Annotated in this window: 23 protein-coding genes; 11 read left to right on the top strand and 12 right to left on the bottom strand. The window is 70.4% G+C overall.

The window, feature by feature from the left end; genetic code table 11:
* Positions 1-3: 3 nt before the first annotated feature.
* The 6 genes from DFR41_RS23095 (at position 4) to DFR41_RS23070 (ending at position 6992) form a co-directional block, all read left to right on the top strand.
* Positions 4-1284, top strand: coding sequence for a TRAP transporter large permease (locus DFR41_RS23095; protein WP_114804438.1), 1281 nt, complete (start codon positions 4-6; stop codon positions 1282-1284).
* A 62-nt stretch (positions 1285-1346) separates the two neighbouring features.
* Positions 1347-2357 (top strand): TRAP transporter substrate-binding protein, encoded by a 1011-nt coding sequence (locus DFR41_RS23090; protein ID WP_017759767.1) that lies wholly within the window; start codon positions 1347-1349, stop codon positions 2355-2357.
* A 112-nt stretch (positions 2358-2469) separates the two neighbouring features.
* Positions 2470-4305 carry a phosphogluconate dehydratase gene (gene edd, locus DFR41_RS23085; protein WP_114804437.1) on the top strand — a complete coding sequence of 612 codons (1836 nt, stop codon included), beginning with the start codon at positions 2470-2472 and terminating at the stop codon, positions 4303-4305.
* Between the two features lie 58 nt (positions 4306-4363).
* On the top strand, positions 4364-4999 hold the full coding sequence (gene eda / locus DFR41_RS23080; protein WP_114804436.1) for a bifunctional 4-hydroxy-2-oxoglutarate aldolase/2-dehydro-3-deoxy-phosphogluconate aldolase: 636 nt from the start codon (positions 4364-4366) through the stop codon (positions 4997-4999).
* Between the two features lie 40 nt (positions 5000-5039).
* Entirely contained in the window at positions 5040-5777 is a 738-nt protein-coding gene (locus DFR41_RS23075; RefSeq protein WP_017762381.1) for a haloacid dehalogenase type II, read from the top strand.
* Between the two features lie 99 nt (positions 5778-5876).
* Positions 5877-6992: an NADH:flavin oxidoreductase/NADH oxidase gene (locus DFR41_RS23070; RefSeq protein WP_114804435.1), complete on the top strand. Its 1116-nt coding sequence runs from the start codon at positions 5877-5879 to the stop codon at positions 6990-6992.
* A gap of 23 nt (positions 6993-7015) precedes the next feature.
* Here the strand turns inward: DFR41_RS23070 and DFR41_RS23065 are convergent, their stop codons facing one another.
* Genes DFR41_RS23065 through DFR41_RS23050 form a run of 4 tightly spaced genes read right to left on the bottom strand, consistent with a single transcriptional unit; the run spans position 7016 to position 10877 of the window.
* Positions 7016-8182, bottom strand: coding sequence for a mandelate racemase/muconate lactonizing enzyme family protein (locus DFR41_RS23065; protein WP_114804434.1), 1167 nt, complete (start codon positions 8180-8182; stop codon positions 7016-7018).
* A 42-nt stretch (positions 8183-8224) separates the two neighbouring features.
* On the bottom strand, positions 8225-8935 hold the full coding sequence (locus tag DFR41_RS23060; protein WP_114804433.1) for an SDR family NAD(P)-dependent oxidoreductase: 711 nt from the start codon (positions 8933-8935) through the stop codon (positions 8225-8227).
* Complete coding sequence (locus DFR41_RS23055) at positions 8925-9890, bottom strand: Bug family tripartite tricarboxylate transporter substrate binding protein (protein WP_114804483.1); 966 nt, start codon at positions 9888-9890, stop codon at positions 8925-8927. The genes DFR41_RS23060 and DFR41_RS23055 overlap by 11 nt, the downstream gene beginning before the upstream one ends.
* Positions 9891-9938: 48 nt before the next feature.
* Complete coding sequence (locus DFR41_RS23050) at positions 9939-10877, bottom strand: dihydrodipicolinate synthase family protein (protein ID WP_114804432.1); 939 nt, start codon at positions 10875-10877, stop codon at positions 9939-9941.
* Between the two features lie 127 nt (positions 10878-11004).
* Here DFR41_RS23050 and DFR41_RS23045 point away from each other — a divergent pair, with 127 nt between their 5' ends.
* Positions 11005-11958: a LysR family transcriptional regulator gene (locus tag DFR41_RS23045; protein ID WP_114804431.1), complete on the top strand. Its 954-nt coding sequence runs from the start codon at positions 11005-11007 to the stop codon at positions 11956-11958.
* Positions 11959-12003: 45 nt separating this feature from the next.
* On the opposite strand, the gene gloA is transcribed toward DFR41_RS23045, so the two are convergent.
* The 5 genes from gloA to DFR41_RS23020 form a co-directional block, all read right to left on the bottom strand.
* Positions 12004-12420, bottom strand: a complete 417-nt coding sequence (gene gloA, locus DFR41_RS23040; RefSeq protein WP_114804430.1) for a lactoylglutathione lyase — start codon at positions 12418-12420, stop codon at positions 12004-12006.
* Between the two features lie 95 nt (positions 12421-12515).
* Positions 12516-13208 carry an ABC transporter ATP-binding protein gene (locus tag DFR41_RS23035; protein ID WP_114804429.1) on the bottom strand — a complete coding sequence of 231 codons (693 nt, stop codon included), beginning with the start codon at positions 13206-13208 and terminating at the stop codon, positions 12516-12518.
* Positions 13205-14878 (bottom strand): ABC transporter permease, encoded by a 1674-nt coding sequence (locus DFR41_RS23030; protein ID WP_114804482.1) that lies wholly within the window; start codon positions 14876-14878, stop codon positions 13205-13207. The genes DFR41_RS23035 and DFR41_RS23030 overlap by 4 nt, the downstream gene beginning before the upstream one ends.
* Before the next feature lie 22 nt (positions 14879-14900).
* Positions 14901-15953, bottom strand: coding sequence for a Fe(3+) ABC transporter substrate-binding protein (locus tag DFR41_RS23025; RefSeq protein ID WP_017758117.1), 1053 nt, complete (start codon positions 15951-15953; stop codon positions 14901-14903).
* Between the two features lie 160 nt (positions 15954-16113).
* The gene (locus DFR41_RS23020) at positions 16114-16659 is read right to left on the bottom strand and encodes a PaaI family thioesterase (protein WP_114804428.1); all 546 of its coding nucleotides are present in this window, start codon (positions 16657-16659) and stop codon (positions 16114-16116) included.
* Positions 16660-16709: 50 nt separating this feature from the next.
* Here DFR41_RS23020 and DFR41_RS23015 point away from each other — a divergent pair, with 50 nt between their 5' ends.
* From DFR41_RS23015 to DFR41_RS23005, 3 genes are all read left to right on the top strand, one after another.
* Positions 16710-17180: a MarR family winged helix-turn-helix transcriptional regulator gene (locus tag DFR41_RS23015; RefSeq protein ID WP_114804427.1), complete on the top strand. Its 471-nt coding sequence runs from the start codon at positions 16710-16712 to the stop codon at positions 17178-17180.
* Positions 17173-18420 (top strand): MFS transporter, encoded by a 1248-nt coding sequence (locus tag DFR41_RS23010; RefSeq protein ID WP_114804426.1) that lies wholly within the window; start codon positions 17173-17175, stop codon positions 18418-18420. Before DFR41_RS23015 ends, DFR41_RS23010 begins: the two co-directional genes overlap by 8 nt.
* 86 nt (positions 18421-18506) lie before the next feature.
* Entirely contained in the window at positions 18507-19940 is a 1434-nt protein-coding gene (locus DFR41_RS23005) for an MATE family efflux transporter (protein WP_043115098.1), read from the top strand.
* 34 nt (positions 19941-19974) lie between these two features.
* Here DFR41_RS23005 and DFR41_RS23000 read toward each other — a convergent pair whose 3' ends face one another.
* The 3 genes from DFR41_RS23000 to DFR41_RS22990 form a co-directional block, all read right to left on the bottom strand.
* Complete coding sequence (locus tag DFR41_RS23000; protein WP_017758112.1) at positions 19975-20304, bottom strand: hypothetical protein; 330 nt, start codon at positions 20302-20304, stop codon at positions 19975-19977.
* Positions 20305-20453: 149 nt separating this feature from the next.
* On the bottom strand, positions 20454-21215 hold the full coding sequence (locus DFR41_RS22995) for an aldolase (protein ID WP_017758111.1): 762 nt from the start codon (positions 21213-21215) through the stop codon (positions 20454-20456).
* A gap of 94 nt (positions 21216-21309) precedes the next feature.
* Positions 21310-22254, bottom strand: a complete 945-nt coding sequence (locus tag DFR41_RS22990; protein WP_052383676.1) for a LysR family transcriptional regulator — start codon at positions 22252-22254, stop codon at positions 21310-21312.
* A 177-nt stretch (positions 22255-22431) separates the two neighbouring features.
* Between DFR41_RS22990 and DFR41_RS22985 the strand changes: the two genes are divergently transcribed.
* A complete protein-coding gene (locus tag DFR41_RS22985) occupies positions 22432-23775 on the top strand; it encodes a DUF3100 domain-containing protein (RefSeq protein ID WP_017758109.1) in 1344 nt (447 codons plus the stop codon).
* Positions 23776-23787: the final 12 nt, after the last annotated feature.

Below are 23787 nucleotides of genomic sequence, written 5' to 3'. Positions count from 1 at the left end.
AACATGATCGTCACCTTCATCTTCCTGGCCGTGCTCATCGGCGGCATGGCCATCGGCATGCCCATTGCGCAGGCGCTGGTGCTCACCGGCGTGGCGCTGATGTGGCACCTGGACTTCTTCGACTCACAGCTGCTGGCGCAGAACCTGCAGGCGGGCTTCGACAACTTCCCGCTGCTGGCCGTGCCCTTCTTCATCCTGGCGGGCGAGCTGATGAATGCGGGCGGCCTGTCGCGCCGCATCATCGACCTGGCCCGCGCCTTCGTGGGCCATATCCGCGGCGGCCTGGGCTTCGTCGCCATCGGCGCGGCGGTGCTGCTGGCCTCGATGAGCGGCTCGGCCATCGCCGACACGGCGGCGCTGGCCACCATCCTGCTGCCCATGATGCGCGAGCAGCAGTACCCGTCCAGCTACAGCGCGGGCCTGCTGGCCTCGGGCGGCATCATCGCGCCCATCATCCCGCCGTCGATGCCCTTCGTGATCTACGGGGTGACGACCAACACCTCGATCAGCAAGCTCTTCCTGTCGGGCGTGGTGCCGGGCCTGCTGATGGGCATCTTCCTGATCGCGGCCTGGGCCTTCATCGCGCGCAAGCACCAGCTGGCGGCACTGCCGCGCGTGCCATGGGGCCAACGCGTGAAGGCGCTGGGCCACAGCTTCTGGGCCATGATGATGCCGGTCATCATCCTCGGCGGCCTCAAGGGCGGCATCTTCACGCCCACCGAGGCGGCCGTCGTGGCGGCGGTCTATGCGCTGCTGGTGTCGACCTTCATCTACCGCGAGCTGACGCTGGCGCGCCTGTACGACGTGTTCCTGGCCGCCGGCAAGACCACCGCCGTGGTCATGTTCCTGTGCGGCGCGGCCACCGTCACGGCCTACATGATCACGCTGGCCGATCTGCCCAACCTGCTGGCCGACAGCTTCGCCGGCGTCATGGGCAACCCGGTGGTCTTCATGGCGCTGATGATGGTCTTCCTGCTGGCCGTGGGCACCGCGATGGACCTGACGCCCACCATCCTGATCTTCGGCCCGGTGTGCGCGCCGCTGGCCGTCAAGGCCGGCATCGACCCGGTGTACTTCGGCTTCATGTTCATCTACGTGGGCTGCATCGGCCTGATCACCCCGCCCGTGGGCACGGTGCAGAACGTGGTCGCCGGCGTGGGCCGGCTGCGGATGGAGACCGTCATCCGCGGCACCACGCCCTTCCTGCTGATGTACGTGCTGCTGCTGGTGCTGATGGTGATCTTTCCGAAGCTCATCACGGCGCCGCTGGCGTGGATGCACTGATCCGCGCCGCCCACCGCTCACCCGCTCTTCGTTCCCTCATCCCAATCCAAAGGAAGACAACCATGCGCATGCGTTTCGCTCTCGCCGGCCTCGTCGCCGCGCTCGTGGCCACCGGTGCCGCCCACGCCCAGGACTTCAAGCCGCGCATCGTGCGCTTCGGCTACGGACTGGTCGACAACTCCAACCAGGGCCGCGCCGTGCGCTTCTTCGCCCAGGAGGTCGAGAAGGCCACCGGCGGCAAGATGAAGATCCGCGGCATCGGCAATGCCTCGCTCGGTTCAGACACCCAGATGCAGCAGGCCCTGATCGGCGGTGCGCAGGAGATGATGGTCGGCTCCACCGCCACCCTGGTCGGCCTGGTGCCCGAGATGGCCGTGTGGGACACGCCCTTCCTGTTCTCCACCGCCAAGGAGGCCGACACGGTGCTCGACGGCCCCACCGGCGAGGCCGTCAAGGCCAAGCTGGAGCCCAAGGGCATGGTCGGCCTGGTGTACTGGGAGAACGGCTTCCGCAACCTCACCAACAGCAAGCGGCCGGTCACCAAGCTGGAGGACCTGAACGACGTCAAGCTGCGCGTGATGCAGAACAACGTGTTCCTCGACAGCTTCAAGACGCTGGGCGCCAACGCGGTGCCGCTGCCCTTCTCGGAGCTGTTCACCGCGCTGGAGACGCGCGCCGTCGACGGCCAGGAGAACCCGTACAACACGGTGCTCTCGAGCAAGTTCTATGAAGTGCAGAAGTACCTGACAGTCACCAACCACGTCTACAGCCCCTGGATCGTCACGGTGAGCAAGAAGTGGTGGGACACCCTCAGCCCGGCCGAGAAGAAGGTGCTGCAGGACGCCGCCGTCAAGAGCCGCGACTTCGAGCGCAAGGACACGCGCGAAGAGGCTGCCCAGGCCCTGGCCGAGCTCAAGACCAAGGGCATGCAGGTCAACGAGCTGCCCGCCGCCGAGGCCAACCGCATGCGCGAGAAGCTCACGTCGGTGCACGCCGGCATCGCCAAGTCGGTGGGCCAGGAAACCTGGGATTCGGTCAACGCGGCGGTCGCCAAGGCCCGCGGCGGCAAGTAAGGCTCGCCGCATCGGCCCGGCGCGCGGGGCGGGCGTTGCAATCCGACGCGCGTGCCGGGTCGGTTGCGACGTACGATTGACTCCGTAGTTTCCCCAGCCCCACGCGCCCGCCATGCCCCGCACCTCCCTGCACCCCACGCTCCACGCCGTCACCGAACGCATCCGCGAGAAAAGCCGCGAGCTGCGTACGGCCTACCTGCAGCAGATCGCCGAGATCGGCGGTCGCCAGCGCGGCTCCGACCGCATGGGCTGCGCCAACGTGGCCCATGCCGTGGCCGGCGTGCCCGCCAACGACAAGCTGCGCATCGTGGCCGAGCGCGCGCCCAACATCGGCATCGTGACGGCCTACAACGACATGCTGTCGGCCCACGCGCCTTTCCGTACGTACCCCGAAGTCCTCAAGGACGAGGCTCGCAAGCTGGGCGCCACGGCCCAGGTGGCCGGCGGCGTGCCGGCCATGTGCGACGGCGTGACGCAGGGCACGCCGGGCATGGAGCTATCGCTGTTCAGCCGCGACACCATCGCCATGGGCACCGCAGTGGCGCTGACGCACGACATGTTCGATGCCGCGCTCATGCTGGGCATCTGCGACAAGATCGTGCCGGGCCTCCTGATCGGCGCGCTGCACTTCGGTCACCTGCCGACCGTGTTCGTGCCGGCCGGCCCCATGCCCTCGGGCCTGTCGAACAGCGCCAAGGCCAAGGTGCGCGAGCAGGCCGCGCAAGGCCTGGTGGGCCGCGAAGGCCTGATGGAGGCCGAGATGGCCGCCTATCACGACCAGGGCACCTGCACCTTCTACGGCACCGCCAACAGCAACCAGATGCTGATGGAGGCCATGGGCCTGCATGTGCCGGGCACCGCCTTCATCCAGCCGCACGACGGCCTGCGCGAGCACCTGACGCGCGAGGCCGTGCGCACCGTGCTCGGCAGGACGGCCGCCGACGGCTACGCGGTGCCGCCCATCGGCGAGCTGGTGGACGAGCGCTGCATCGTCAATGCCATGGTGGCGCTGCTGGCCACCGGGGGCTCGACCAACCACCTGATCCACTGGGTGGCGGTGGCGCGCGCGGCCGGCATCCTGATCGACTGGGACGACTTCTCGCAACTGTCCGACGTGGTGCCGCTGCTGACCCGCGTGTATCCCAACGGCACGGCCGATGTGAACGGCTTCCAGCAGGCGGGCGGCCCCGGCTTCGTGATCCACGAGCTGATGGAGGCCGGCCTCATGCATGCCGATGTGCGCACCGTGCGCCCCGGCGGCCTGGCCGAGTACGCGCAGATTCCGCAGGGCGCCGACGGCGGCGGCCTGCACTGGGTGCCGGCCTGGCCGTCGAAGGACGTGGACGTGGCGCGTCCGGCCGGCAACCCCTTCAGCGCCACCGGCGGGCTCAAGCTGCTCACCGGCAACCTGGGCCGCAGCGTGATCAAGGTGTCTTCGGTGCCCGACGACCGCCATGTGATCGAGGCGCCGGCGCAGGTCTTCGACTCGCAGGCCGCGCTGCAGAAGGCCTTCGCGGCCGGCGAGCTGGAGCGCGACGTGGTCTGCGTGGTGCGCTGGCAGGGCCCGCAGGCCAACGGCATGCCCGAGCTGCACAAGCTCACGCCGCCGCTGTCGGTGCTGCAGGGCAAGGGCTTCAAGGTGGCGCTGGTCACCGACGGCCGCATGAGCGGCGCGTCGGGCAAGGTGCCGGCTGCCATTCACGTTTCGCCGGAGGCCGCTGCCGGCGGCCCGCTGGCCAAGGTGCGCGATGGCGACCTGATCCGCCTGGACGCCGTGGCCGGCACGCTGGCCGTGCTGGTGCCCGAGGACGAATGGGCCCAGCGCGAGGCGGCCGTGATGTCGGCCGAGCAGCGCACCGCCGACGGCCGCGGCCTGGGCCGCGAGCTCTTCGCCGGCATGCGCCGCAACGCCACGACCGCGGAAGAGGGCGCCTGCACCTGGCTGTAAGCCCGGCACCGGCTCTCTGTTTGCGACCCTTCTTTACGCCTTGCCAAGGCCCACTGCCATGAACCAGACCCTCACCGCCCTCGACGTGATGCACGACGCACCCGTCATTCCCGTCATCGTGCTGCAGGACCCGCAGGACGCCGTGCCCCTGGCGCGCGCGCTCGCGGCCGGCGGCATCCGCATGCTGGAGGTGACGCTGCGCACGCCGGTGGCGCTGGAGTGCATCGAGCGCATCGCCAAGGAAGTGCCCGAGGCCGTGGCCGGCGCCGGCACCATCCGCAGCGCCGCCGACGCGCAGGCCGCCGCGCTGGCCGGTGCCCGATTCGGCGTCAGCCCGGGCTACACCCGCGCCGTGGGCAAGGCCTGCCACGATCTCGGCATGCCGCTGCTGCCGGGCGTGGCCACCGGCAGCGAGATCATGATGGCGCAGGAGGATGGCTACCAGCAGCTCAAGTTCTTCCCGGCGCTGCAGGCGGGCGGCGCTCCCATGCTCAAGGCCTGGCAGGGACCCTTCGGCGACGTCAAGTTCTGCCCGACCGGCGGCATCCATGCCGGCAACGCGGCGGAGTTCCTGTCGCTGGCCAACGTGGCCTGCGTCGGCGGTTCGTGGATCGTGCCGGCCGATTCCATCGCCAAGAAGGACTGGGCCCGCATCGAGACCCTGGCCCGCGAGGCCAAGGCCCTGTCCCGCTGATGCAGGACGCTGGCGCCACGGGGCGCTAGAGTCGCTGGTCATGACTGCATCCAACGTTTTCGATCCCGCCTCCATCGAGGTCATCGCCTTCGACGTCTTCGGTACCGTCGTGGACTGGCACAGCGGCATCGCCGCCGAGGTCGAGCGGCTGCTGCCCGGCACCGACGGCAGCGCCTTCGCCCTCGCCTGGCGCGCCGGCTATCAGCCGGCGATGAAGGCCGTGATGGAACGCCTGGCAGAAGGCGAGGGCGGCTTCACCCTGCTCGACGAGCTGCACCTGAGCATCCTGGAGACCGTGCTGGCCGACTTCTCCATCGGCTCCGAGCGGCTGGACCGCGCGGCCAAGCGCGAACTCAACCGCGCCTGGCACCGGCTGCCGGCCTGGCCCGATGCGGTGGCGGGGCTCACGCGGCTCAAGCGTCGCTACACCATCTGCCCGCTGTCCAACGGCAACATCGGCCTGCTCACCAACATGGCCAAGCGTGCGGGCCTGCCCTGGGACTGCGTGCTCTCGGCCGAAGTCTTCAAGGCCTACAAGCCCGATCCGCGCACCTACCTGGGCGTGGCCGGCGTGTTCGACCTGCCGCCCAACCGCGTGATGCTGGCCGCGGCCCACCACAACGACCTGGCGGCCGCGCGCCACTGCGGTCTGGCCACCGCGTACATCGAGCGCCCCGCGGAGTTCGGCCCGTCGCGTCCCAAGGACGTCTCGCCCCAGCCGGACAACGACCTGCACACGCGCGACATCGGGCATCTGGCGGACCTGCTGGGCTGCTGAGTACGCCGTGCGTAGGGCCGCCATTGGCCCCACGGCGGCAGCCGCTGGAGCGCTCCGCTAGGCTTCCGTCCTTTCGTTGCGCACCGAGGAGCCTTCCGGATGAGTCCCCTGTTCGAACCCCTGCGCCTGGGCGCACTGACGCTGCCCAACCGCATCGTCATCGCGCCCATGTGCCAGTACTCCGCCGAGGACGGGCGGGCGGCCGACTGGCACCGCATCCACTACGGGCACCTGGCCCTGTCCGGCGCCGGAATGCTGATCCTGGAGGCGACCGCCGTCTCCCCCGAAGGCCGCATCAGCCCGGCCGATCTGGGCCTCTATGACGAGGCGACCGAAGCGGCGATGGCCGACATGCTCCGCACGGTACGTGGGCACTCCGACATGCCGATCGCCGTGCAACTGGCCCATGCCGGGCGCAAGGCCTCCAGCCGCGCGCCCTGGGACGGCGGCAGCCAGCTGCGGCCCGACGAGCCCGGCGGCTGGCTGGCGGTGGCGCCCAGCACATTGCCGCACAGCGAGGGCGAGGTGCCGCCCGCGGCGCTCGACGAAGCGGGCCTGGCCAAGGTCCGCGACGATTTCGTGGCCGCTGCACGGCGCGCCGTGCGCGTGGGCCTGCAGGGCATCGAGCTGCATGCGGCCCATGGCTATCTGCTGCACCAGTTCCTGTCTCCGTTGGCCAATGCGCGCAGCGACGCCTACGGCGGCAGCCTGGAGAACCGCATGCGCTTCCCGCTGGAAGTGTTCGAGTCCGTGCGCGCGGCTGTGCCGGCCGAGATGCCGGTGTGGGTGCGCGTCTCGGCCACCGACTGGGTCGACGGCGGATGGGATCTGCCCAGCACGGTGGCCTTCGCCGAGACGCTCAAGGCGCGCGGCTGCAGCGCGATCCACGTCTCCAGTGGTGGCGTGTCGCCCCGGCAGAAGATTCCGGTGGGCCCCGGCTACCAGCTCGGCTTTGCCCGCGAGGTCAAGGCGCGCGTCGGCTTGCCGACCCTGGGCGTGGGCCTGATCACCGAGCCTCGCCAGGCCGAGGCGGCCATCTCTGAAGGCCAAGCGGATGCGGTGGCGCTGGCGCGCGCCATGCTGTACGACCCGCGCTGGCCCTGGCATGCCGCCGCCGAACTCGGTGCCCAGGTGAACGCGCCGCGGCAGTACTGGCGTTCGCAGCCGCGCGAGTTCAAGGACCTGTTCACCGGCGCGCGCATCGCCCAGCGCTGAGGGGCGCGCCCGCGGCTGGCCACTCAGCGCGCGAGCGCGTGCATCTCGGCGATCAGGTCGGCCTTGCCCTCGAAGCCGATGCCCGGCAGCGGGGGCAGGTGCACATGGCCGTTGTCCACCTTCACGCCATCGGGAAAGCCGCCGTAGGGCTGGAACAGGTCGGGGTAGCTTTCGTTGCCACCCAGGCCCAGGCCGGCCGCGATGGCCAGCGACATCTGGTGCCCGCCGTGCGGAATGCAGCGGCTGGGTGACCAGCCATGGTCCTTGAGCATGTCGAGCGTGCGCAGGTACTCGACCAGGCCATAGCTCAGCGCGCAGTCGAACTGCAGCCAGTCGCGGTCGGGCCGCATGCCGCCATGGCGGATCAGGTTGCGCGCGTCCTGCATGGAGAACAGGTTCTCGCCCGTGGCCAGCGGACCGGCATAGGCCTCGCCCAGGCGGGCCTGCAACTCGTAGTCCAGCGGATCTCCGGCCTCTTCGTACCAGAAGAGTGGGTACTGCGACAGGGCGCGGCCGTAGTCGAGCGCCGTGGGCAGGTCGAATCGGCCGTTGGCGTCCACCGCCAGTTGCTGGCCGGGCGCCAGCATCTTGAGCACCGCCTCGATGCGCTCGCAGTCCTCGGCCAGCGGCGCGCCGCCGATCTTCATCTTGACCACCGAGTAGCCGCGGGCCAGGTAGCCCTCCATCTCCTGGCGCAGGCCATCCAGGCCCTTGCCCGGGTGGTAGTAGCCGCCGGCCGCGTAGACGAAGACGCGCGGGTTGGCCTGGCCGTTGCCGTAGCGCTCGGCCAGCAGCTGGAAGAGCGGCTTGCCCTCGATCTTGGCCACGGCGTCCCACACCGCCATGTCGATGGTGCCGACCGCCACCGAGCGCTCGCCATGGCCGCCCGGCTTCTCGTTGCTCATCATGCAGGCCCAGATGCGGTGCGGGTCAAGGTTGTCGCCCGTCTCGTCGCGCAGGCTGGCCGGGTCGGCCTCCAGCACGCGCGGGATGAAGCGCTCGCGCATCAGCGCGCCCTGGCCGTAGCGGCCGTTGGAGTTGAAGCCGTAGCCGATCACCGGCCGCCCGTCGCGGATCACGTCGGTGACCACGGCCACCAGGCTCAGGGTCATCTTCGAGAAGTCGATGTAGGCGTTGCGGATGTTGGATTTGATGGGCCGCGTGGATTCGAGGATGTTGACGATCTTCATGGCAAGCGCGTGGGTAAAAGGTCAAAGAAAAAAGGAGCAGGCTCAGCGCGGCAGCGACGAGCCGCCGCAGATGGCGATGTCCTGCCCGGTGATGGCCGCCGCCTGAGGCGAGAGGAGGAAGGTGGCGAGGGCGGCGATTTCCGCCGGCTCGATCAGCCGGCCGATGGGCGGCAGCCGCGGTGCGCTGCCGGCGCGGGCCGGGTCCTGCAGCATGCCGGTGGCCGTGGCGGCGGGCGAGATGACGTTGACCGTCACGCCCTGCGTCGCCACCTCGGCGCCCCAGCTGCGGGCCAGCGCCACCAGCGCGGCCTTGGTGGCCGCGTACTGGCTGCGGCCGGGCATGCCCTGCGCCACGCGGCTGCCGATGAAGACGACACGCCCGAGCCCGCGCTCGGCCATGCCGGGCACGAGCGCATCGGCCAGGCGGCTGGCGGCGTCCACATGAAGGCGCCACATCAGCTCGCCGGCCTCGGCATCGAGCTGGCCCAGCGGGCCGACGCGCAGCACGCCGGCCGCATGCACCAGGGCCTGGACGGGCGACAGCGTGGCGCACAGGCGGGCGATGGCGGCGCCGTTGCGCAGATCGATGGCGTGGCCCGCGAAGGCCGCGTGCGCGATCGACGCAGGCGCGGCATCCAGCCCGCTGACCTGCCAGCCGGCATCGAGCAGCGCCATGGCGATGGCGCGCCCGATGCCGCTGCTGCTGCCGCTGACCACGGCATGCGGCTGCGCGGTGCTGCCTTCAATCGACACGGATGTTGCCCTCCGTGATGATCTTGCGCGAGCGCTCCATGTCGGCCTGCTGGAAGGCGGCGAATTCCTCCGCCGTGCCCGGCGTGAGCAGTAGGCCCTGCGAACCCAGCAGCGTCTTCATCTCGCCGGACAGGGCCTTGTTGGTCTCGGCATTGAGGCGGCGGGTGATGTCGGCCGGCGTCCCGGCCGGCGCCCACAGGCCGTACCAGCTGTAGAACTCGTAGCCCGGCAGCGTCTCGGCCACCGTCGGCACATCGGGCAGGCTGGCCGCGCGCTGGGCCGAGGTGACGGCCACCACGCGCAGCATGCCGCTCTTGTGGTACTGCAGCGAGCCGAGGATCGGGTCGATGAAGCCGTCGATCTGCCCGCCGATCAGGTCCTGGAAGGCGGGCGCCGTGCCCTTGTAGGGCACGATCAGGTAGTCCAGATTGCCGGCGCGGCGCAACAGCTCCGTGGCCAGGTGGCCGGCCGAGCCGATGGAGCCCACGGCGAAGGTCATCTTGCCGGGGTTGGACTTGGCGTAGGCCATGAGCGAGCGCACGTCGGTGATCGGCAGGTTCTTGTTGACCGCCACCGACAGCGGCGCCTTGGCCACCAGCGCCACCGGCGCGAAATCGCGCACCACGTCGTAGCGCACCGACTTCATCGTCATCGGCGCCGTGGTGAAGGTCGAGGCGTTGAACAGCAGCGTGTAGCCGTCGTTGCCCGCCTTGGCCACCACCTCGGCGCCGATGGCGCCATTGCCGCCCGGACGGTTCTCGACCAGGAAGGTCTGGCCCATCTGCTCGCCCAGCTTCTGGGCCAGCATGCGGCCGACCGTGTCGAGCGTGCCGCCGGGCGGGAAGGGAATGATCACCCGCACCACCCGGTTGGGCCAGCCCTGCGCCATCACGGGCGCGGCGGCGGCCAGCGTGGCGGCGCCCAGGGCGCCGTGCAAGAAGCGTCTGCGTTGCAGCATGGTGTTGTCTCCGGTGTCGTTGTTCCGAGGAGCCGTGCGGACGGCTCAGCGGCGCAGCAGGCCGGCCTGGCGGCAGGCGGCACGCAGGGCGTCCATCTCCTGCGGGTTGGGCGCCTCGGTGGGCGGCCGCACGGTGGCGCGCTCCAGCACGCCGGCCAGGTACATGCCGCCCTTCATGCGGGCGTGGGCCTCGCCCGTGGGCTCGCCGCCGCCGTAGACGGCGTCCTTCAACGGCGTGATCACGGCCTGGATGGCCATCGCCTTCTTCAGGTCGCCGGCCTTCACCGCGGCCCACAGGTCGATGATGAGCTGCGGGATGAAGGTGGCGAAGCCCACCAGCGCGCCGTCCACGCCCTGCACCATGGAGGCGAGCAGGTATTCGTCGTGACAGGTCAGGATCGCCTTGGCCGGGTTGGCCTCGCGGATGGCCTGGATGTCGCGGGCGTACTTGTTCATGTCCCGCTGACCGACCTTGAAGGCCTGCAGGTAGGGCAGGCGGGCCAGCTCGGCGAGCAGCTGCGAGCTGTACGAAGCGCGTGTCCAGGCGGGGTAGACGTGGCAGACCAGGTCCAGCTCGGGCGCGGCGCGGTGGATGGCCTCGAAGTACTGCAGCGCATGGCCGGGCGTGAAGCCGAAGCGCAGCCAGTGGTGGGGCGGCATCACGTCCAGCGCCGCGGCGCCGGCGGCCTGGGCGGCGCGTGCATGTTCGGCCGCCTCGGCCAGGCCTTCGCAGACGATGGACGAGATCACCGGCAGACGGCCGCGCAGTTCGTCGGCCACGATGCGCGTGACCTCGGCCCGTTCTGCGGGGGTGAGCGAGAACACCTCGCCCGTGTGGCCGTTGGTCATCACGGCCACCACGCCCTCATGGCCGCCGAGCCAGCTGGCGAGCTGGCGCAGGGCCGGCTCGTCGATGCGATGGTCGGGGGTGAAGGGGCAGGCGATGGCGGGGATGATCCCCCGATAATTTTCGATGGACGGCATTGCAGGTCTCCGTGCGGTGCGATGGGTGAAGGAAGCGGAGCGGATGATTCCGCGCCGGCCCGCTGACCGTCCAATACTCGAATCGCATACAACTATCGCGGGCCGTGCGGCCTCGCAGGAGACGCCCATGGGCCCGGGCAACCGCCCCCTCGACCTCGATTGGCTGGAAGACTTCGTCGCGCTGGCCGACACCGGCAGCTTCTCGCGCGCGGCCGAGGTGCGGCACATCGCGCAGCCGGCGTTCAGCCGGCACATCCGGTCCCTGGAGGAATGGGCAGGCGTGGAGCTGTGCGACCGCAGCGCCCATCCGGTGGCGCTCACGGCGGCGGGCCAGCGCTTTCTGCCGCTGCTGCGCGGCGTACTGGCCGGGCTGGAGGCGGCGCGGCAGAAGGCGCGGGCGGCCCATGAATCGGCCGCGGCCAGCCTGCGCTTCGCGGCCACGCATGTGCTGTCGCTGACCTGGTTCCCGACCTGGCTGGCTGGCCTGGAAGGGCGGCTGCGCATCGGCCCGGTGCAGACGCTGTCGGACAGCTCCCTGGCCTGCGAGGACCTGGCGCTTCAGCGGCGCGTGCAGTTCGTGCTGTGCCATGGCCATGCCGAGGTGGCGGGCCGGCTGGACGAGGCGCAGCATCCGTGGCTGCGGCTGGATGGCGATGTGCTGCTGCCGCTGTCGGCCCCGGATGCGCAGGGCCGGCCGCTGCACGACCTGGCCGCGGGTGGCCCGCTGCCCGTGCTGGCCTACAGCGAGGCTTCGGGCCTGGGGCGCATCCTGCGTGCCCAACTGCGCGAGTGGTTTGGCGACGAGGCGCAAGCCGCCGTTGAACCCCGCGCCTCCATCGTCTTCACGGCCCACCACGCCATCCTGCTCAAGGCCATGGTGCGCGAAGGCAAGGGCGTGGCCTGGTTGCCGGCCAGCCTGGTGCAGGACGAGCTGCACAGCGGCGCGTTGGTAGATGCAGGCGATGGCGAATGGCGGGTGCCGGTGGACATCCGGCTGTACCGCCAGCCCGCGGCGATGTCGGAGCTGGCGGAGTCGCTGTGGCGGCTGGTGAGCCTGCCGGGCGAAGCAGCCGGCCAGTGAGTCGGCGGGCAATGCGATGCGACAGTGCGCCGCACCGCACAGCGGTCAGCGCAGGCCCTGGCCGGTGCCGGCGTCGTCCTTGCGTTGGATCAGTTCGATCTTGTACCCATCCGGATCCGTCACGAATGCGATGACCGTCGTGCCGCCCTTCACCGGCCCCGGTTCGCGCGTCACGTTGCCGCCGGCCGCCTTGATCTTGTCGCAGGCGGCGTAGGCATCTGGCACGCCCAGGGCGATGTGGCCGTAGGCGGTGCCCATCTCGTAGCTGTCGGTGCCCCAGTTGTAGGTCAGCTCGATCTCGGCCTGCTCCGGGTTGCCGTTGCCGAAGCCCAGGAAGGCCAGGCTGTACTTGTATTCGGGGTTCTCGCTGGTGCGCAGCAGGTTCATGCCGAGCACCTGGGTGTAGAAGTCGATGGAGCGCTGGAGGTTGCCAACGCGCAGCATGGTGTGCAGCAGTCGCATGGTGTCGTGGGGGAGAGAACGAAAGCCCGGATTCTCCGGTGTGGCCGATTCGTCGTCCCGCCTCGCGGCGAAAGCCCGCTGTTGCCCCCCCGCGATCAGACGGGCCGCGCCATCTCCCGCCATTGCGCCAGCCGGCCGTTGTGCATCACGCCGATGCGGTCGGCCATGGTGTGGGCTTCGGCCTCGTGGTGCGTGACGAGGATGGCGGTCTGTCCCGCGGCGCGCAGGATGTCGCGCACCTGCACCGTCAGGTTCTGGCGCGTGGCGCCGTCGAGGTTGGAGAAGGGCTCGTCCATCAGCAGCAGCGCGGGCGCAGGCGCCAGAGCGCGGGCGAGGGCGATGCGCTGCTGCTGGCCGCCGGACAGTTCATGCGGATAGCGGCTGGCAGCCTCGGCCAGGCCGACCACGCCCAGCAGCTCGCGCACGCGCGCCTCCTGCGCGGGCCGCGGCTGCCGGCGCAGGCCGAAGGCGACGTTCTGCGCGGCCGTGAGGTGCGGAAAGAGCGCGTATTCCTGGAACACCATGCCCACCTGTCGCCGCTCCGGCGCCAGATGCACGCCGGGTGCCGACAGCAGCTGGTCGCCCAGCCGGATGTGCCCGCCGCGCACCGGTTCGAAGCCGGCCACGGCCCGCAGCACCGTGGTCTTGCCGCAGCCCGAGGGGCCCAGCAGACAGCCGATGTGGCCACCCTCGAGCGTCAGCGAGAAGCCGTCCACCACGGTGTGGAGGCCGCGCGGCGTGTCGTAGCCGAGGCGGAGGTGGTCGATGTGCAGGTCGGCAGCGGTCATGGATGGGGCGTGATGTCGTCGGCCTGCACCGCCGCGCCGCTGACGGGCGTGCGGGCCAGCAGGGCCACGGGCAGCAGGCCGGCCAGCACGATCAACAGGGCGGCGATGGCGCCTTCCTCGTAGGTGCCGCGGGCGGCCTCGGCATAAAGCCAGGTGGCCAGGGTGTCGAAGTCGGCGGGGCGCAGCAGCAGCGTGGCGGGCAGTTCCTTCATGGCGTCCACGAAGACCAGCAACGCGCCGGCCGACAGGGCAGGGCGCAGCAGTGGCAGGTGTACGCGGCGCAGCGTGCCCAGCGGGCTTTCGCCCAGCAGGCGCGCCGCCTGTTCGAGCGAGGCGGGAATGCGCGACAGCCCGGCTTCGATGCCGCCCACGGGCATGGCCAGGAAGCGGATCGTGCAGGCCACCACCAGCACCACGCCAAGGCTCATCAGCGGAAGTCCAGGCAGGCCGAAGAGCGTGGCAACGCCGGCATCGGCCGCAAGCGCCGGTGTGAGCAGGCCGATGGCCAGCACGGTGCCGGGCAGCGCATAGCCCAGGCTGGCGGCGCGTGCGGGCCAGCGGCGCGGCGTCAGCGCACCGGGCGGCTGCCGCGTGGCCCAGGCCACCACCAGCCCGGCGGCCACGGCCAGCACCGTCACGCCCAGCGCCACGGCCAGCGTGTTGCCCAGGCTGCCAATGAGAGCGGGCGAGACGCCGCCGCCCAGCCGCAGGCGCTTGATGGTTTCCCACACCAGGTAGGCGGCGGGCGCCACGAAGCCGATCAGCACCGGCAGCAGCGCGGCCAGCGTGGCGCCCAGGGCGGCCGGCCCCTGCAGGCGCCGCGGTGTCACCGCGCGCATGCGCTGCGCCGAGCCGAAGCGCTGGTGCCGGCGGCCGTGGCGCTCCAGCAGCACCAGCGCGACCACCATGAGCAGCATGGCGATGGCGATCTGTGCGGCGCCCGCCAGGTCGGAGCGCGTGATCCAGGTGGTGTAGACCGCCACGGTGAGCGTGTTGACGCCCAGGAACTCCGAGGCACCGATGTCGTTGAGCGTCTCCAGCAGCGCCAGGCTCAGGCCTACCGCCAGGGCCGGGCGGGCCAGCGGCAGCGCCACGCGCCGGAAGGCGCCCCAGCGCCCTTCGCCCAGCAGGCGCGCGGCCTCCATCAGGTGCGCGGGCTGGGTCACGAACATGGCCCGCGCCGTCATGTAGACATAGGGGTACAGCACCATGCCCAGCACGAACACCGCGCCGCCCATGGAGCGCAGGTCGGGCAGGCGGAACTGCCGCGGGCTGTCGTAGCCAAGAGCCCAGCGGATGGCGCCCTGCACCGGCCCGAGCGGATGCAGCAGGTCCAGGTAGGCGAAGGCCACGATGTACGTCGGCATGGCCAGCGGCAGCAGCAGCGCCCACTGCAGCCAGCGATGGCCCGGAAAGTCGCAGGTGGCCACCAGCCACGCGCAGCCGGTGCCCACCAGCAGGGTAAGGGCGCCCACGCCCGCCAGCAGCAGCGCGGTGTTGAGCGCGGCCTCGGGCAGCACATGCGTGGCCAGGTGCGTCCAGTGCGTCAGGTCGGCGCCCAGGGCCAGCCAGACGAGGCTGACCACCGGCGCCAGCACGCCCAGGGCGATGGCGACCGTGGCCGCATGCCAAAGCCGCCCGACGGGACGCAGGCCCGCGGGGCGGCGCATGAAGGGCACGAAGCGCAGCGGCTTACTTGTCGAAGCCAACCTTGTCCACCAGCAGGCTGGCCTGCTTGCGGTGCTTGGCGATCTCGGTCAGCGGCAGCGGGTCGACCTTCAGCTCGCCGATCGTCTGGCCGATGATCGGGTCGAGCGCCACACCCTTGCGGACCGGGTACTCGTAGTTGGCCTGGGCGTACATGGCCTGCGCCGGCTCGGAGACGAGGAACTCCAGCAGCTTGACCGCATTGGCCTTCTGCGGCGCATGCCTGGCCACCGCGGCTCCGCTGATGTTGACGTGCGTGCCGCCCGGCTGCGTGCCGCCGAACACCGGCCGCACGACCTGGATGCCGTCGCCCCACTTGCGGGCGTCGCTGCCTTCCTTGGAGCCCTTCATCTGGCCCACGTAGTAGGAATTGGCCAGGCCCACGTCGCAGATGCCACCCAGGATGTCGCGCGCCACGTCGCGATCGCCGCCCGTGGGCTTGCGCGCCAGATTGGCCTTGACGCCGCTGAGCCACTGCTCGGTCTTCGCCTCGCCGTGGTGGGCGATCATGGCCGCCACCAGGGCCGTGTTGTAGGGATGCTGGCCGGCGCGGATGCAGACCTTGCCCTTCCACTTGGCATCGGCCAGGTCCTCGTAGCGGAAGGTGGGCAGCTTCAGGCCCTTGTCCGCATACAGCACTCGGGCCCGCATCGACAGGGCATACCACTGGCCGTCGCTGCCGCGCAGGTTGGCCGGAATGGCGGCATTCAGCGCGGCCGACTGCACGGGCTGCGTGGTGCCGGCCTCCACCAGATCCAAAAGGTTGCCCACATCCACCGTCATCAGCACATCGGCCGGCGAGCGCTGGCCCTCGGCCTTGACCCGCTCGACCAGGCCGTCCTTGACGAAAACGGTCTTGACCTGGATCTGCGTCTGCTGCGTGAAGGCGGCCAGCAGCGGCTGGATGAGGCCGGGCTCGCGGGTGGTGTAGAGGGTGACTTCGCCCTGGGCCTGTGCGGCGACGGCGGCGGTGCCGATGAGGCCGGCGAGCACGGCGCGGCGCGCCCAGGCGCCACGGGGCGCGATCGATGCTTTCATTGGGATTCCCACTCCAGGTTTTTGAACAGGTCGACCGGTCAGCCGACGGGCGCCGCGCTTCTCGTCGTTGTTGTGCTTGCGGGCTGAGAAGCATTATCAACGCCGGCCTGCGGCGTCTTCATCAAACCTGGATGGAACGTCGGGTTGCTCTTGCGCGGGTTCAGCGCGGGCGCAGGTCGAACACCAGGCAGGTGGTCGTGGCATGCGCGTAGAGCGTGCCGTCCGGGCCCACCAGCCGTGCCTCGGCGGTGGCCAGCTGACGGCCGCAGTGGATCACCTGCCCGATGGCCCGCACGCGCGGCACCTGCGGCGTGATCGCGCGGACCATGTTGATGCCCAGCTCCGCGGTCGTGTAGCTGCGGCCGGCGGGAAGGCTGGTGTGCACGGCGCAGCCCAGGGCGGAGTCGAGCAGGGTGGCGAACCAGCCGCCGTGCACCGTGCCCAGCGGGTTGAGGTGCTGCACCTGCGGCTGACCCTGGAAGACCGCGCGCCCGGCCTCGGCCTCGATCAGCACGAAGTCCAGCGTGCGAGCGATCTCGGCATAGGGCAGTTCGCCGGCCAGCATCGCCTGCATCACCTCAAGGCCGCTGCGGCCCATCACCTGCTCGGGCCGTGCCACGCCGGGGCCGGCACCGGCATCCAGGCGGGCGCGCACCGTGGCCTCGTCGTCCAGCCAGCGCTGCAGTTCATTCGTGCTCTCGCTCATCGCATCTCCTTTGATTGCATATGCAATAGTTGCAGCTACAATCATAGGCCATGAGCATCACCGTCAAGCCGCAGGGCTGCACCAACTTCAAGCTGCGCCAGCTGGGCCGGCGCGTTTCGCGCCTGTATGACGCCCAGCTGGCGCAGGTTGGCCTCAAGACCACGCAGTACTCGCTGCTGTCGCATGTGCTCAAGCTGGGGCCGTTGCGCCCCGTCGATCTGGCGCGCGCCATGGGCCTCACGGCCTCGACGCTGACGCGCAACCTGCAGCCATTGCTGGGCGCGGGCTGGATCGAGCAGGCCGAGGGACCCGATGCGCGCAGCCGGCTGCTGCACATCACGGACGCGGGCCGCGAGAAGCGGGCCGAAGCGCAGCGTCGCTGGCGCGCAGCGCAGGAGCATTTGAATGAAGTGCTGGGCCTGGATCGGGTACTGGCGCTGCATGCGCTGCTGGACGAAGCCATCGACCTGCTGCGCGTCAACGAGGACGGCGATGCCGACGAAGGAGAAGAGCATGAGTGATTCGACATCCGCCACCGGCGCGGCGCGCCTGCCCGCGCTCTGGCTGGTGCTGCTGGCCGCCGCCGGCACCTTCGCGCTGACGATGGGCGTGCGCCAGACCATGGGGCTGTACCTGCCCTCGCTCAACACGGCGACGCATCTGGGCCTGGGCAGCATCAGCCTGGCCTTCGCCTTCGGCCAGCTGTGGTGGGGGCTGACGCAGCCCTTCGCCGGTGCGCTGGCCGACCGCGTCGGCACCGCGCGCACCGTCTTGCTCGGCGTGGTGCTGGTGGCCATCGGCACTTTCATCACGCCCTACATGACAAGCACGCTGGGGCTGATCCTGGCCGTGGGCGTGTTGGCCGCGGGCGGAGCGGGCATGGCCGGGCCTTCCGTCATGATGGGTGCCACCATGCGGCTGGTCCCGCCGGCTCGGCGCGGATTGGCGACCGGCGTGGTGAATGCCGGCGGCTCCTTCGGCCAGTTCGCGCTGGCGCCGGTGGCCATCGGCCTGACGGCGGCGGTGGGCTGGGCGGCGTCGATGCAGTGGCTGGGCGTGCTGGTGCTGCTGGCCTTGCCGGCGGCCTGGGTGCTGCGCGGCAATTCGCGCGCGCTGGTGGCGCAGCAGGCGGCCGCCGGCGGGCCGCGGGCCCTGACGGTGCGCGAGGCCATCGGCCAGGCCCTGGCCACGCCCAGTTACCGCTACCTGGCGGCGGGCTTCCTGGTCTGCGGCTTCCACGTCGCCTTCCTGGCCACGCATCTGCCCAGCGTGGTGGCGGCCTGCGGTCTGCCGCCGGCGGTGGGCGGCTGGTCACTGGCGGTGATCGGCCTGTTCAACATCGTCGGCAGCCTGGCCATGGGTTGGGCCGTGGGGCGCTGGCGCATGAAGTCGCTGTTGTCGCTGGTGTATGCGACGCGGGCTGTGGCGGTGCTGGCCTTCCTGCTGGCGCCCAAGACGGTGGTGGTGATGCTCGTGTTTGCGGCGGTGATGGGGGTGAGCTTTCTATCCACCGTGCCGCCCACCGCGGGGCTGGTGGCCAAGATGTTCGGGCCGGCCAACATGGCCATGCTCTTCGGCCTCGTGATGCTGTCGCATCAGATCGGCGGCTTCCTGGGCGCCTGGATGGGCGGCTGGGTGTTTGAGCGCACCGGCAGCTATGACCTCATGTGGTGGATCGACATCGCGCTGGCCGCTGGCGCGGCGCTGGTCAACCTGCCGATCCGCGAGTCGCCACCCACGCGCGCCATGGCGCCGGCCTGAGCCAGCGTTTTCCTTCACTTTCCTTCGTGGCACGGGTGCCGCCCCAAGCGGTGCCGCCGCCGCATGCCCGCTTTCAGGACTTTGCCATGACATCGACTCCCCCCCGGCTCGACCCGCGCACCCGAATGCTGCTCGACGCCCCCATCACGCCCACGCTGCTGCGCCTGGCCGTGCCCAACATCGCGGTGATGTTCGCGCAGGCGGCCATCGGCCTGGTCGAGACCTACTTCGTCGGCCGGCTCGGCACCGATGCGCTGGCTGGCATGGCGCTGGTCTTCCCGCTGGTGATGCTGATGCAGATGACGTCCGCGGGCGCCATGGGAGGCGGCATCGCCTCCGCCATCGCGCGTGCACTGGGGGCGGGCCGGCGGGAAGACGCGCATCGGCTGGTGTGGCAGGCGGTGGCCATCGCGCTCGGATTCGGCGTGGCCTGCACGGCAGCGATGTGGCTGGCGGGCGGCTGGCTTTACGCCCGCATGGGCGGGGAAGGCCCGGTGCTGGCCGCGGCGCTGACCTATTCGCACTGGGTGTTCGGCGGTGCCGTGCTGGTGTGGTTGTTCAACTCGCTGGCGGCCGTGGTGCGCGGCACGGGCAACATGGCGCTGCCGGCGTTGGTGACCATCGCCGGCGTGGTGGTGGCCGTGCCGCTGTCGCCCATGTTGATTTCCGGCTGGGGACCGATCCCGCCGCTGGGTATCGCAGGCGGGGCCATTGCGCTGCTGCTGTACTACCTGGGCGGCACGGTGGCGCTGGCGCTCTATCTGCGGTCCCGGCGCAGCCTGCTGCAACCCGCGTGGTCGCAGGCGCAACTGAACTGGCCGCTGATGCGCGGCGTGCTCCGCGTGGGCTTGCTGGGTGCGGTCTCCACGGCGGCGACCAACCTCAGCATCGGCATCGCCACCGGTTTGGCCGGTCACTGGGGGGCGGGTGCCATTGCCGGCTACGGTACCGGCGCGCGGCTGGAATACCTGCTGGTTCCGCTCGTCTTTGGCCTGGGGGCGCCGCTGGTGGCGATGGTGGGCACGAGCATGGGCGCCGGTCGCCCGGAGCGCGCACTGCGCGCGGCGGCCATCGGCGCGGCCCTGGCCTTCGGCATGACGACGGTGATCGGCGTGGCGGCTGCGCTCTGGCCGCTGGCCTGGCTGCGCTTGTTCGGCCAGGATCCGGCGATGCTGGAGGCGGGGACTTCCTACCTGCGTGCAGTGGGGCCCTTCTATGGCTTCTTCGGCGTGGGATTGGTGCTGTATTTCGCCTCGCAGGGCGCGGGCCGGTTGATGTGGCCGGTGCTGGGCAACCTGCTGCGCCTGCTGGTGGCGGGGGCGGGTGGTCTCATCGTTGTCGCCTGGGGTGGCACGCTGGCCCAGGTTTTCGCGGCCCAGGCCGCAGCACTGGTGGTGTACGGCTTGGTCATTGCCTGGAGCATTGCCGGCGGCGCCTGGTTCGGCCGGGTTGGCTGGCCTCGCTGGCCCGGACGCGAAAACGCCACCCTCGCGGGGGTGGCGCTTCCGTCGGACCGGTGAACGGCGGGGGTTGGCCGCCGGCGATCAGCTGACGTCAGTAGCGGTAGGGATTGTGCGGCCGGCGATCGTACCGGTTGGGTACGCCGTCCCGGTCGGAATCCCGCCAACCATGGCGGTGATGCGGCGGCCGGTGATAGTGGTGCGGCGGCGGGCCGTAGTACCGCGGGGGCGGTCCGTAGTACTGCCGCGGCGGCGGCGGGTAATACACAGGCGCAGGTACCGGCACATAGGCGGGTGCCGGCGGCGGGCCACCCAGGTACACCTGCGCCTGGATGCTCGGGCCGCTGGCTTGCGCGAGGGCCGGGACGGCGAGTCCGGCCAGCGCCAGCGCACCTGCCGAGAAGGCCATGGTCAACTTGTTCATCACGACTCCTTGCTTCCTGTCGGTTGTTGGTGAAGCAATGGTCGCCGCCGCTTGTCAATGCCGTGTAAGCCGCCCAAGAAGCTAGGAAAGAAGTTGTGAGCATTTGGCTGTGGCCCTGAAACGAAAGCCCGCCGAATGCGACAGCCGTTTCAGGGTGTGACGGTCGCGGGTGCCGCAAGCATGCGGCGCAGCGCCTCGAAGAACAGGTCCGACTGTTCCCTTTCCCCCTGCACCTGGGCAGCCACGCGCCTGGCGATTTCTGCAGGCACGGGCGCCAGGGGGCGACCTGTGCTCTGTGCCAGCACCTGGTGCAGGCAGGCGCGCTCCAGGTAGTAGAGGTCGTCGTAGGCATGGGCGACGGTGGCACCCGCCACGATCACGCCATGGTTGGCCAGGAAGGCGACGTCCTTGCCCTGGTCGGCGGCCATGGTGCGGGCGATCCGCTCGCCTTCGGCATCGTCAAGCGCCAGGCCGTTGTAGTGCGGGTCGATGGCAATGCGGTCCATGTAGCGCATCGCGTTCTGGCTCAGCGTGGGGTCGAGCGCGCGGTCGGCCGTGAGCGTGAGGGCCGTGGCGTAGGGCGCGTGCACATGCATGACCACCGCATGGCCGGTCAGCCGATGGATGGCGCCGTGGATGAACAGCGCCGTGGGCTCGACGCGATGGCGACCCGCCAGCACCTGCCCTTGCACGTCGATCATCACGATGTCGTCCGGCCCCACTTCGCTCCAGTGAAGGCCGCGCGGATTGATGAGATAGCGCGCCGGCTCGCCGGGCAGCATCACGCTGAAGTGGTTGCAGACGCCTTCGCCCAGGCCGTGGTGCGCCGCGGCACGCAGGGCCAGGGCGAGGTCGGCGCGCAACTGGCGCACGGTGGGGCTGTGGAAGTCGGTGGTGGCGTCGTGGGTCATCTGAAGAGGGGAATTGGGGCGGGAAGACGGGCCGCGCGGCCCGTGCGCATTGTGGCGGGGCGGCCGGATGCGCTCTGCGCGCTGCCGTCCCGACTCAGCCCGGAGGGATCGCCACGCCCACCGCGTTGATGGCGGACGGGCGAAAGTCCTCCAGGATCATCCGCAGCAGGAGCGATGCCGCCGGCGGCAGCACGCGTCCGTGGCGTGACACCACATGCACCCGGCCCTGCGACAGCAGTGGATTGCGCATCGGCAGGGCCACCATGCGGCTGCCATCTGGCGCCGCGGGCACCGGCAGGCGAGCCGACAGCGCGTAGCCCAGTCCCGCCATCACGAACTGGCCCAGCGCATGGAACGAGGTGGTGCTCAGCTGCGTGGGCAGGCGCACGCCTTCGCTGATCTCGGTGGCCTCGATGTGCTGGCGCACACCGAAGTCGCGATGCAGCGTGGCGCCGCGGTAGGGCAGCAGATCGGCGAGCCGCAGCGGCCGGCCGAGCTGCGCGAGCGGATGGGTCTGCAGCACCAGCGTGAGGATCGGCTCCGGGTGCGAATGGTGCGAGCGCAGCCGCTCGTCGCGCGGCGGCTGGAAGAGCATGCCGATGTGGGCCCGCTCCTCCACGATCTCGCGCACGACGGCGTCGGTACTGCCCACCGACAGGTCCACCGTGATGCCGGGGTGGGCCGCCAGGAAGCGCTGCAGGCTGTGGCGCATGAGCCAGTCGACGAAGCCTTCGCCGGCCACGATGTCGATGTGGCCGCGCTCGACCTTCTGGATGTCGTCGAGCTGGGCCAGCAGTTGCTGCTTCTGGGTGTGCTGACGGCGCACGTAGGTGGCCAGAAGCTCGCCTGCGTCGGTGGGCACGACGCCGCGGCCGCGCCGCTCGAGCAGGCGGGTGCCGCATTCCTCCTCCAGCACGCCGATGGCGCGGCTGACGGCGGACGGGTCCATGCCCAGCACTTCGGCCGCACCGCGCACCGAGCCGCTGTCGAGCACCTGCATGAAGTAGCGCATGCGCCGGGCGTCCAGGCGGTCGTCCATGGCGTTCAGCATCGGAGCCTCCTGTGAGTGTTGCATTCCATGCAACGAATATCCCATTCGCCGGTCATTGATGCAACGGCGGCAACTGCGGAGACTGGCGGCCGCCGCTGGGGGAGCGGTGTTTTCTTCAACCCATATCCGACCCTGGCGAGGGAGCCGAAGCCGATGAATCCAGCCATGCCACCTTCCACGGCCATACCGGCCGCCATCTCCATGCCCACTGCGAGCGGCAAGCTCCGCCTGGTGGTCGTCATCCTGGCCGTCGTGGCCGCGGCCGAGTGGATCGGTGCGGCGCAGTTCAAGCTGGGGCCGGGCAAGGTGGTGTTGCTGCCCATGCTGTGGGCGCTGCTCATCGCCGCGGGGCTGGGCATTGCGCAGGCCCGACTGCCCCGGATGCTGCGTGTGGATCGCGGCCTGCAGGGGCTGGCCAGCGGACTCCTGAACGCCGGCCTGCTGCTCTTCGTCGTCAAGCTGGGGCTGACCGTGGGCGCGGCGCTGCCGATGGTGCGGCAGGCCGGCTGGGCCTTGTTCTTCCAGGAATTCGGTCATGCCTTCGGCACCCTCGTACTGGGATTGCCGTTGGCGCTGCTGCTGGGCATCAAGCGCGAAGCCGTGGGCGCCACCTTCTCGGTGGGCCGCGAAGGCAACCTGGTCATCATCGGAGAGAAATACGGCATGGCCTCACCCGAGGGTCGGGGCGTTCTGGCCGAATACATCACCGGCACCGTGCTCGGTGCACTGTTCATCGCAGTGCTGGCGGGGTTCATCGCCAGCCTGCACATCTTCGATCCGCGCTCGCTGGCCATGGGCGCGGGTGTGGGTTCGGGCAGCCTGATGGCAGCAGCGCTGGGCGCGATCACCGCGCAGCAGCCGGCCGACCTGGTGCCCCAGCTCACCGCCATTGCAGCCGCTTCGAACCTGCTGACCTCGGTGGTGGGCTTCTACTTCACGCTCTTCCTGTCGCTGCCCGCCTGTTCCTGGCTCTATGGGCGGCTCGAGCCGCTGCTCGGCCGTGTGACGGTGCGCGGTCGCCGCCCGGCCGCCGAAGCGCAAGCAGGTGCGGCGCAAGCCGCCATGCCCGCCCACGGCGCCCTTGGCCTGCGCGACACTGCCCTGGCCTGGGTGGTGATGACCGGCGGCGTGACGGTGGGCAACCTGCTGTCGTACAAGGTGCCGATGCTGACGTCGCTGGAGGGCATGCTGGTGGTGGTGCTGATCGTCGCCGTCGTCGAGGCGCTCAAGCGCGTGATGCCGCGGCTGCCGATGGTGCTGGCGTTGTCGGTGCTGGCCACGGCGATCGGCGTGCCGGGCCTCTTTCCCTTTTCCGACACCGTGCTGGCATTGACCGGCAAGCTCAACTTCCTGGCCTTCACCACGCCCGTGCTGGCCATGGCCGGCTTCTCGGTCGCCAAGGACCTGCCGCTGTTCCGCCAACTGGGCTGGCGCATCGTGGTGGTGTCGCTGATGGCGACGGCCGGCACCTTCCTCGGCGCGACGCTGATCGCCGAGTTCTTCCACTGAACCACCTCCCCA

Origin of the sequence: Pseudacidovorax intermedius, from assembly GCF_003350475.1 — a bacterium.
In the GTDB taxonomy this organism is placed as follows: Bacteria; Pseudomonadota; Gammaproteobacteria; order Burkholderiales; family Burkholderiaceae_C; genus Xenophilus; species Xenophilus intermedius.
Note: the sequence above shows the minus strand (reverse complement) of the source record. Positions and strands in the feature narration are given on the sequence as shown.

Coding starts and splice junctions, on each gene's coding strand:
- DFR41_RS23095 (WP_114804438.1), top strand. CDS start 4: ATGATCGTCACCTTCATCTTCCTGGCCGTGCTCATCGGCGGCATGGCC.
- DFR41_RS23090 (WP_017759767.1), top strand. CDS start 1,347: ATGCGCATGCGTTTCGCTCTCGCCGGCCTCGTCGCCGCGCTCGTGGCC.
- edd (WP_114804437.1), top strand. CDS start 2,470: ATGCCCCGCACCTCCCTGCACCCCACGCTCCACGCCGTCACCGAACGC.
- eda (WP_114804436.1), top strand. CDS start 4,364: ATGAACCAGACCCTCACCGCCCTCGACGTGATGCACGACGCACCCGTC.
- DFR41_RS23075 (WP_017762381.1), top strand. CDS start 5,040: ATGACTGCATCCAACGTTTTCGATCCCGCCTCCATCGAGGTCATCGCC.
- DFR41_RS23070 (WP_114804435.1), top strand. CDS start 5,877: ATGAGTCCCCTGTTCGAACCCCTGCGCCTGGGCGCACTGACGCTGCCC.
- DFR41_RS23065 (WP_114804434.1), bottom strand. CDS start 8,182: ATGAAGATCGTCAACATCCTCGAATCCACGCGGCCCATCAAATCCAAC.
- DFR41_RS23050 (WP_114804432.1), bottom strand. CDS start 10,877: ATGCCGTCCATCGAAAATTATCGGGGGATCATCCCCGCCATCGCCTGC.
- DFR41_RS23045 (WP_114804431.1), top strand. CDS start 11,005: ATGGGCCCGGGCAACCGCCCCCTCGACCTCGATTGGCTGGAAGACTTC.
- gloA (WP_114804430.1), bottom strand. CDS start 12,420: ATGCGACTGCTGCACACCATGCTGCGCGTTGGCAACCTCCAGCGCTCC.
- DFR41_RS23035 (WP_114804429.1), bottom strand. CDS start 13,208: ATGACCGCTGCCGACCTGCACATCGACCACCTCCGCCTCGGCTACGAC.
- DFR41_RS23030 (WP_114804482.1), bottom strand. CDS start 14,878: ATGCGCCGCCCCGCGGGCCTGCGTCCCGTCGGGCGGCTTTGGCATGCG.
- DFR41_RS23025 (WP_017758117.1), bottom strand. CDS start 15,953: ATGAAAGCATCGATCGCGCCCCGTGGCGCCTGGGCGCGCCGCGCCGTG.
- DFR41_RS23020 (WP_114804428.1), bottom strand. CDS start 16,659: ATGAGCGAGAGCACGAATGAACTGCAGCGCTGGCTGGACGACGAGGCC.
- DFR41_RS23015 (WP_114804427.1), top strand. CDS start 16,710: ATGAGCATCACCGTCAAGCCGCAGGGCTGCACCAACTTCAAGCTGCGC.
- DFR41_RS23010 (WP_114804426.1), top strand. CDS start 17,173: ATGAGTGATTCGACATCCGCCACCGGCGCGGCGCGCCTGCCCGCGCTC.
- DFR41_RS23005 (WP_043115098.1), top strand. CDS start 18,507: ATGACATCGACTCCCCCCCGGCTCGACCCGCGCACCCGAATGCTGCTC.
- DFR41_RS23000 (WP_017758112.1), bottom strand. CDS start 20,304: ATGAACAAGTTGACCATGGCCTTCTCGGCAGGTGCGCTGGCGCTGGCC.
- DFR41_RS22995 (WP_017758111.1), bottom strand. CDS start 21,215: ATGACCCACGACGCCACCACCGACTTCCACAGCCCCACCGTGCGCCAG.
- DFR41_RS22990 (WP_052383676.1), bottom strand. CDS start 22,254: ATGGACGACCGCCTGGACGCCCGGCGCATGCGCTACTTCATGCAGGTG.
- DFR41_RS22985 (WP_017758109.1), top strand. CDS start 22,432: ATGCCACCTTCCACGGCCATACCGGCCGCCATCTCCATGCCCACTGCG.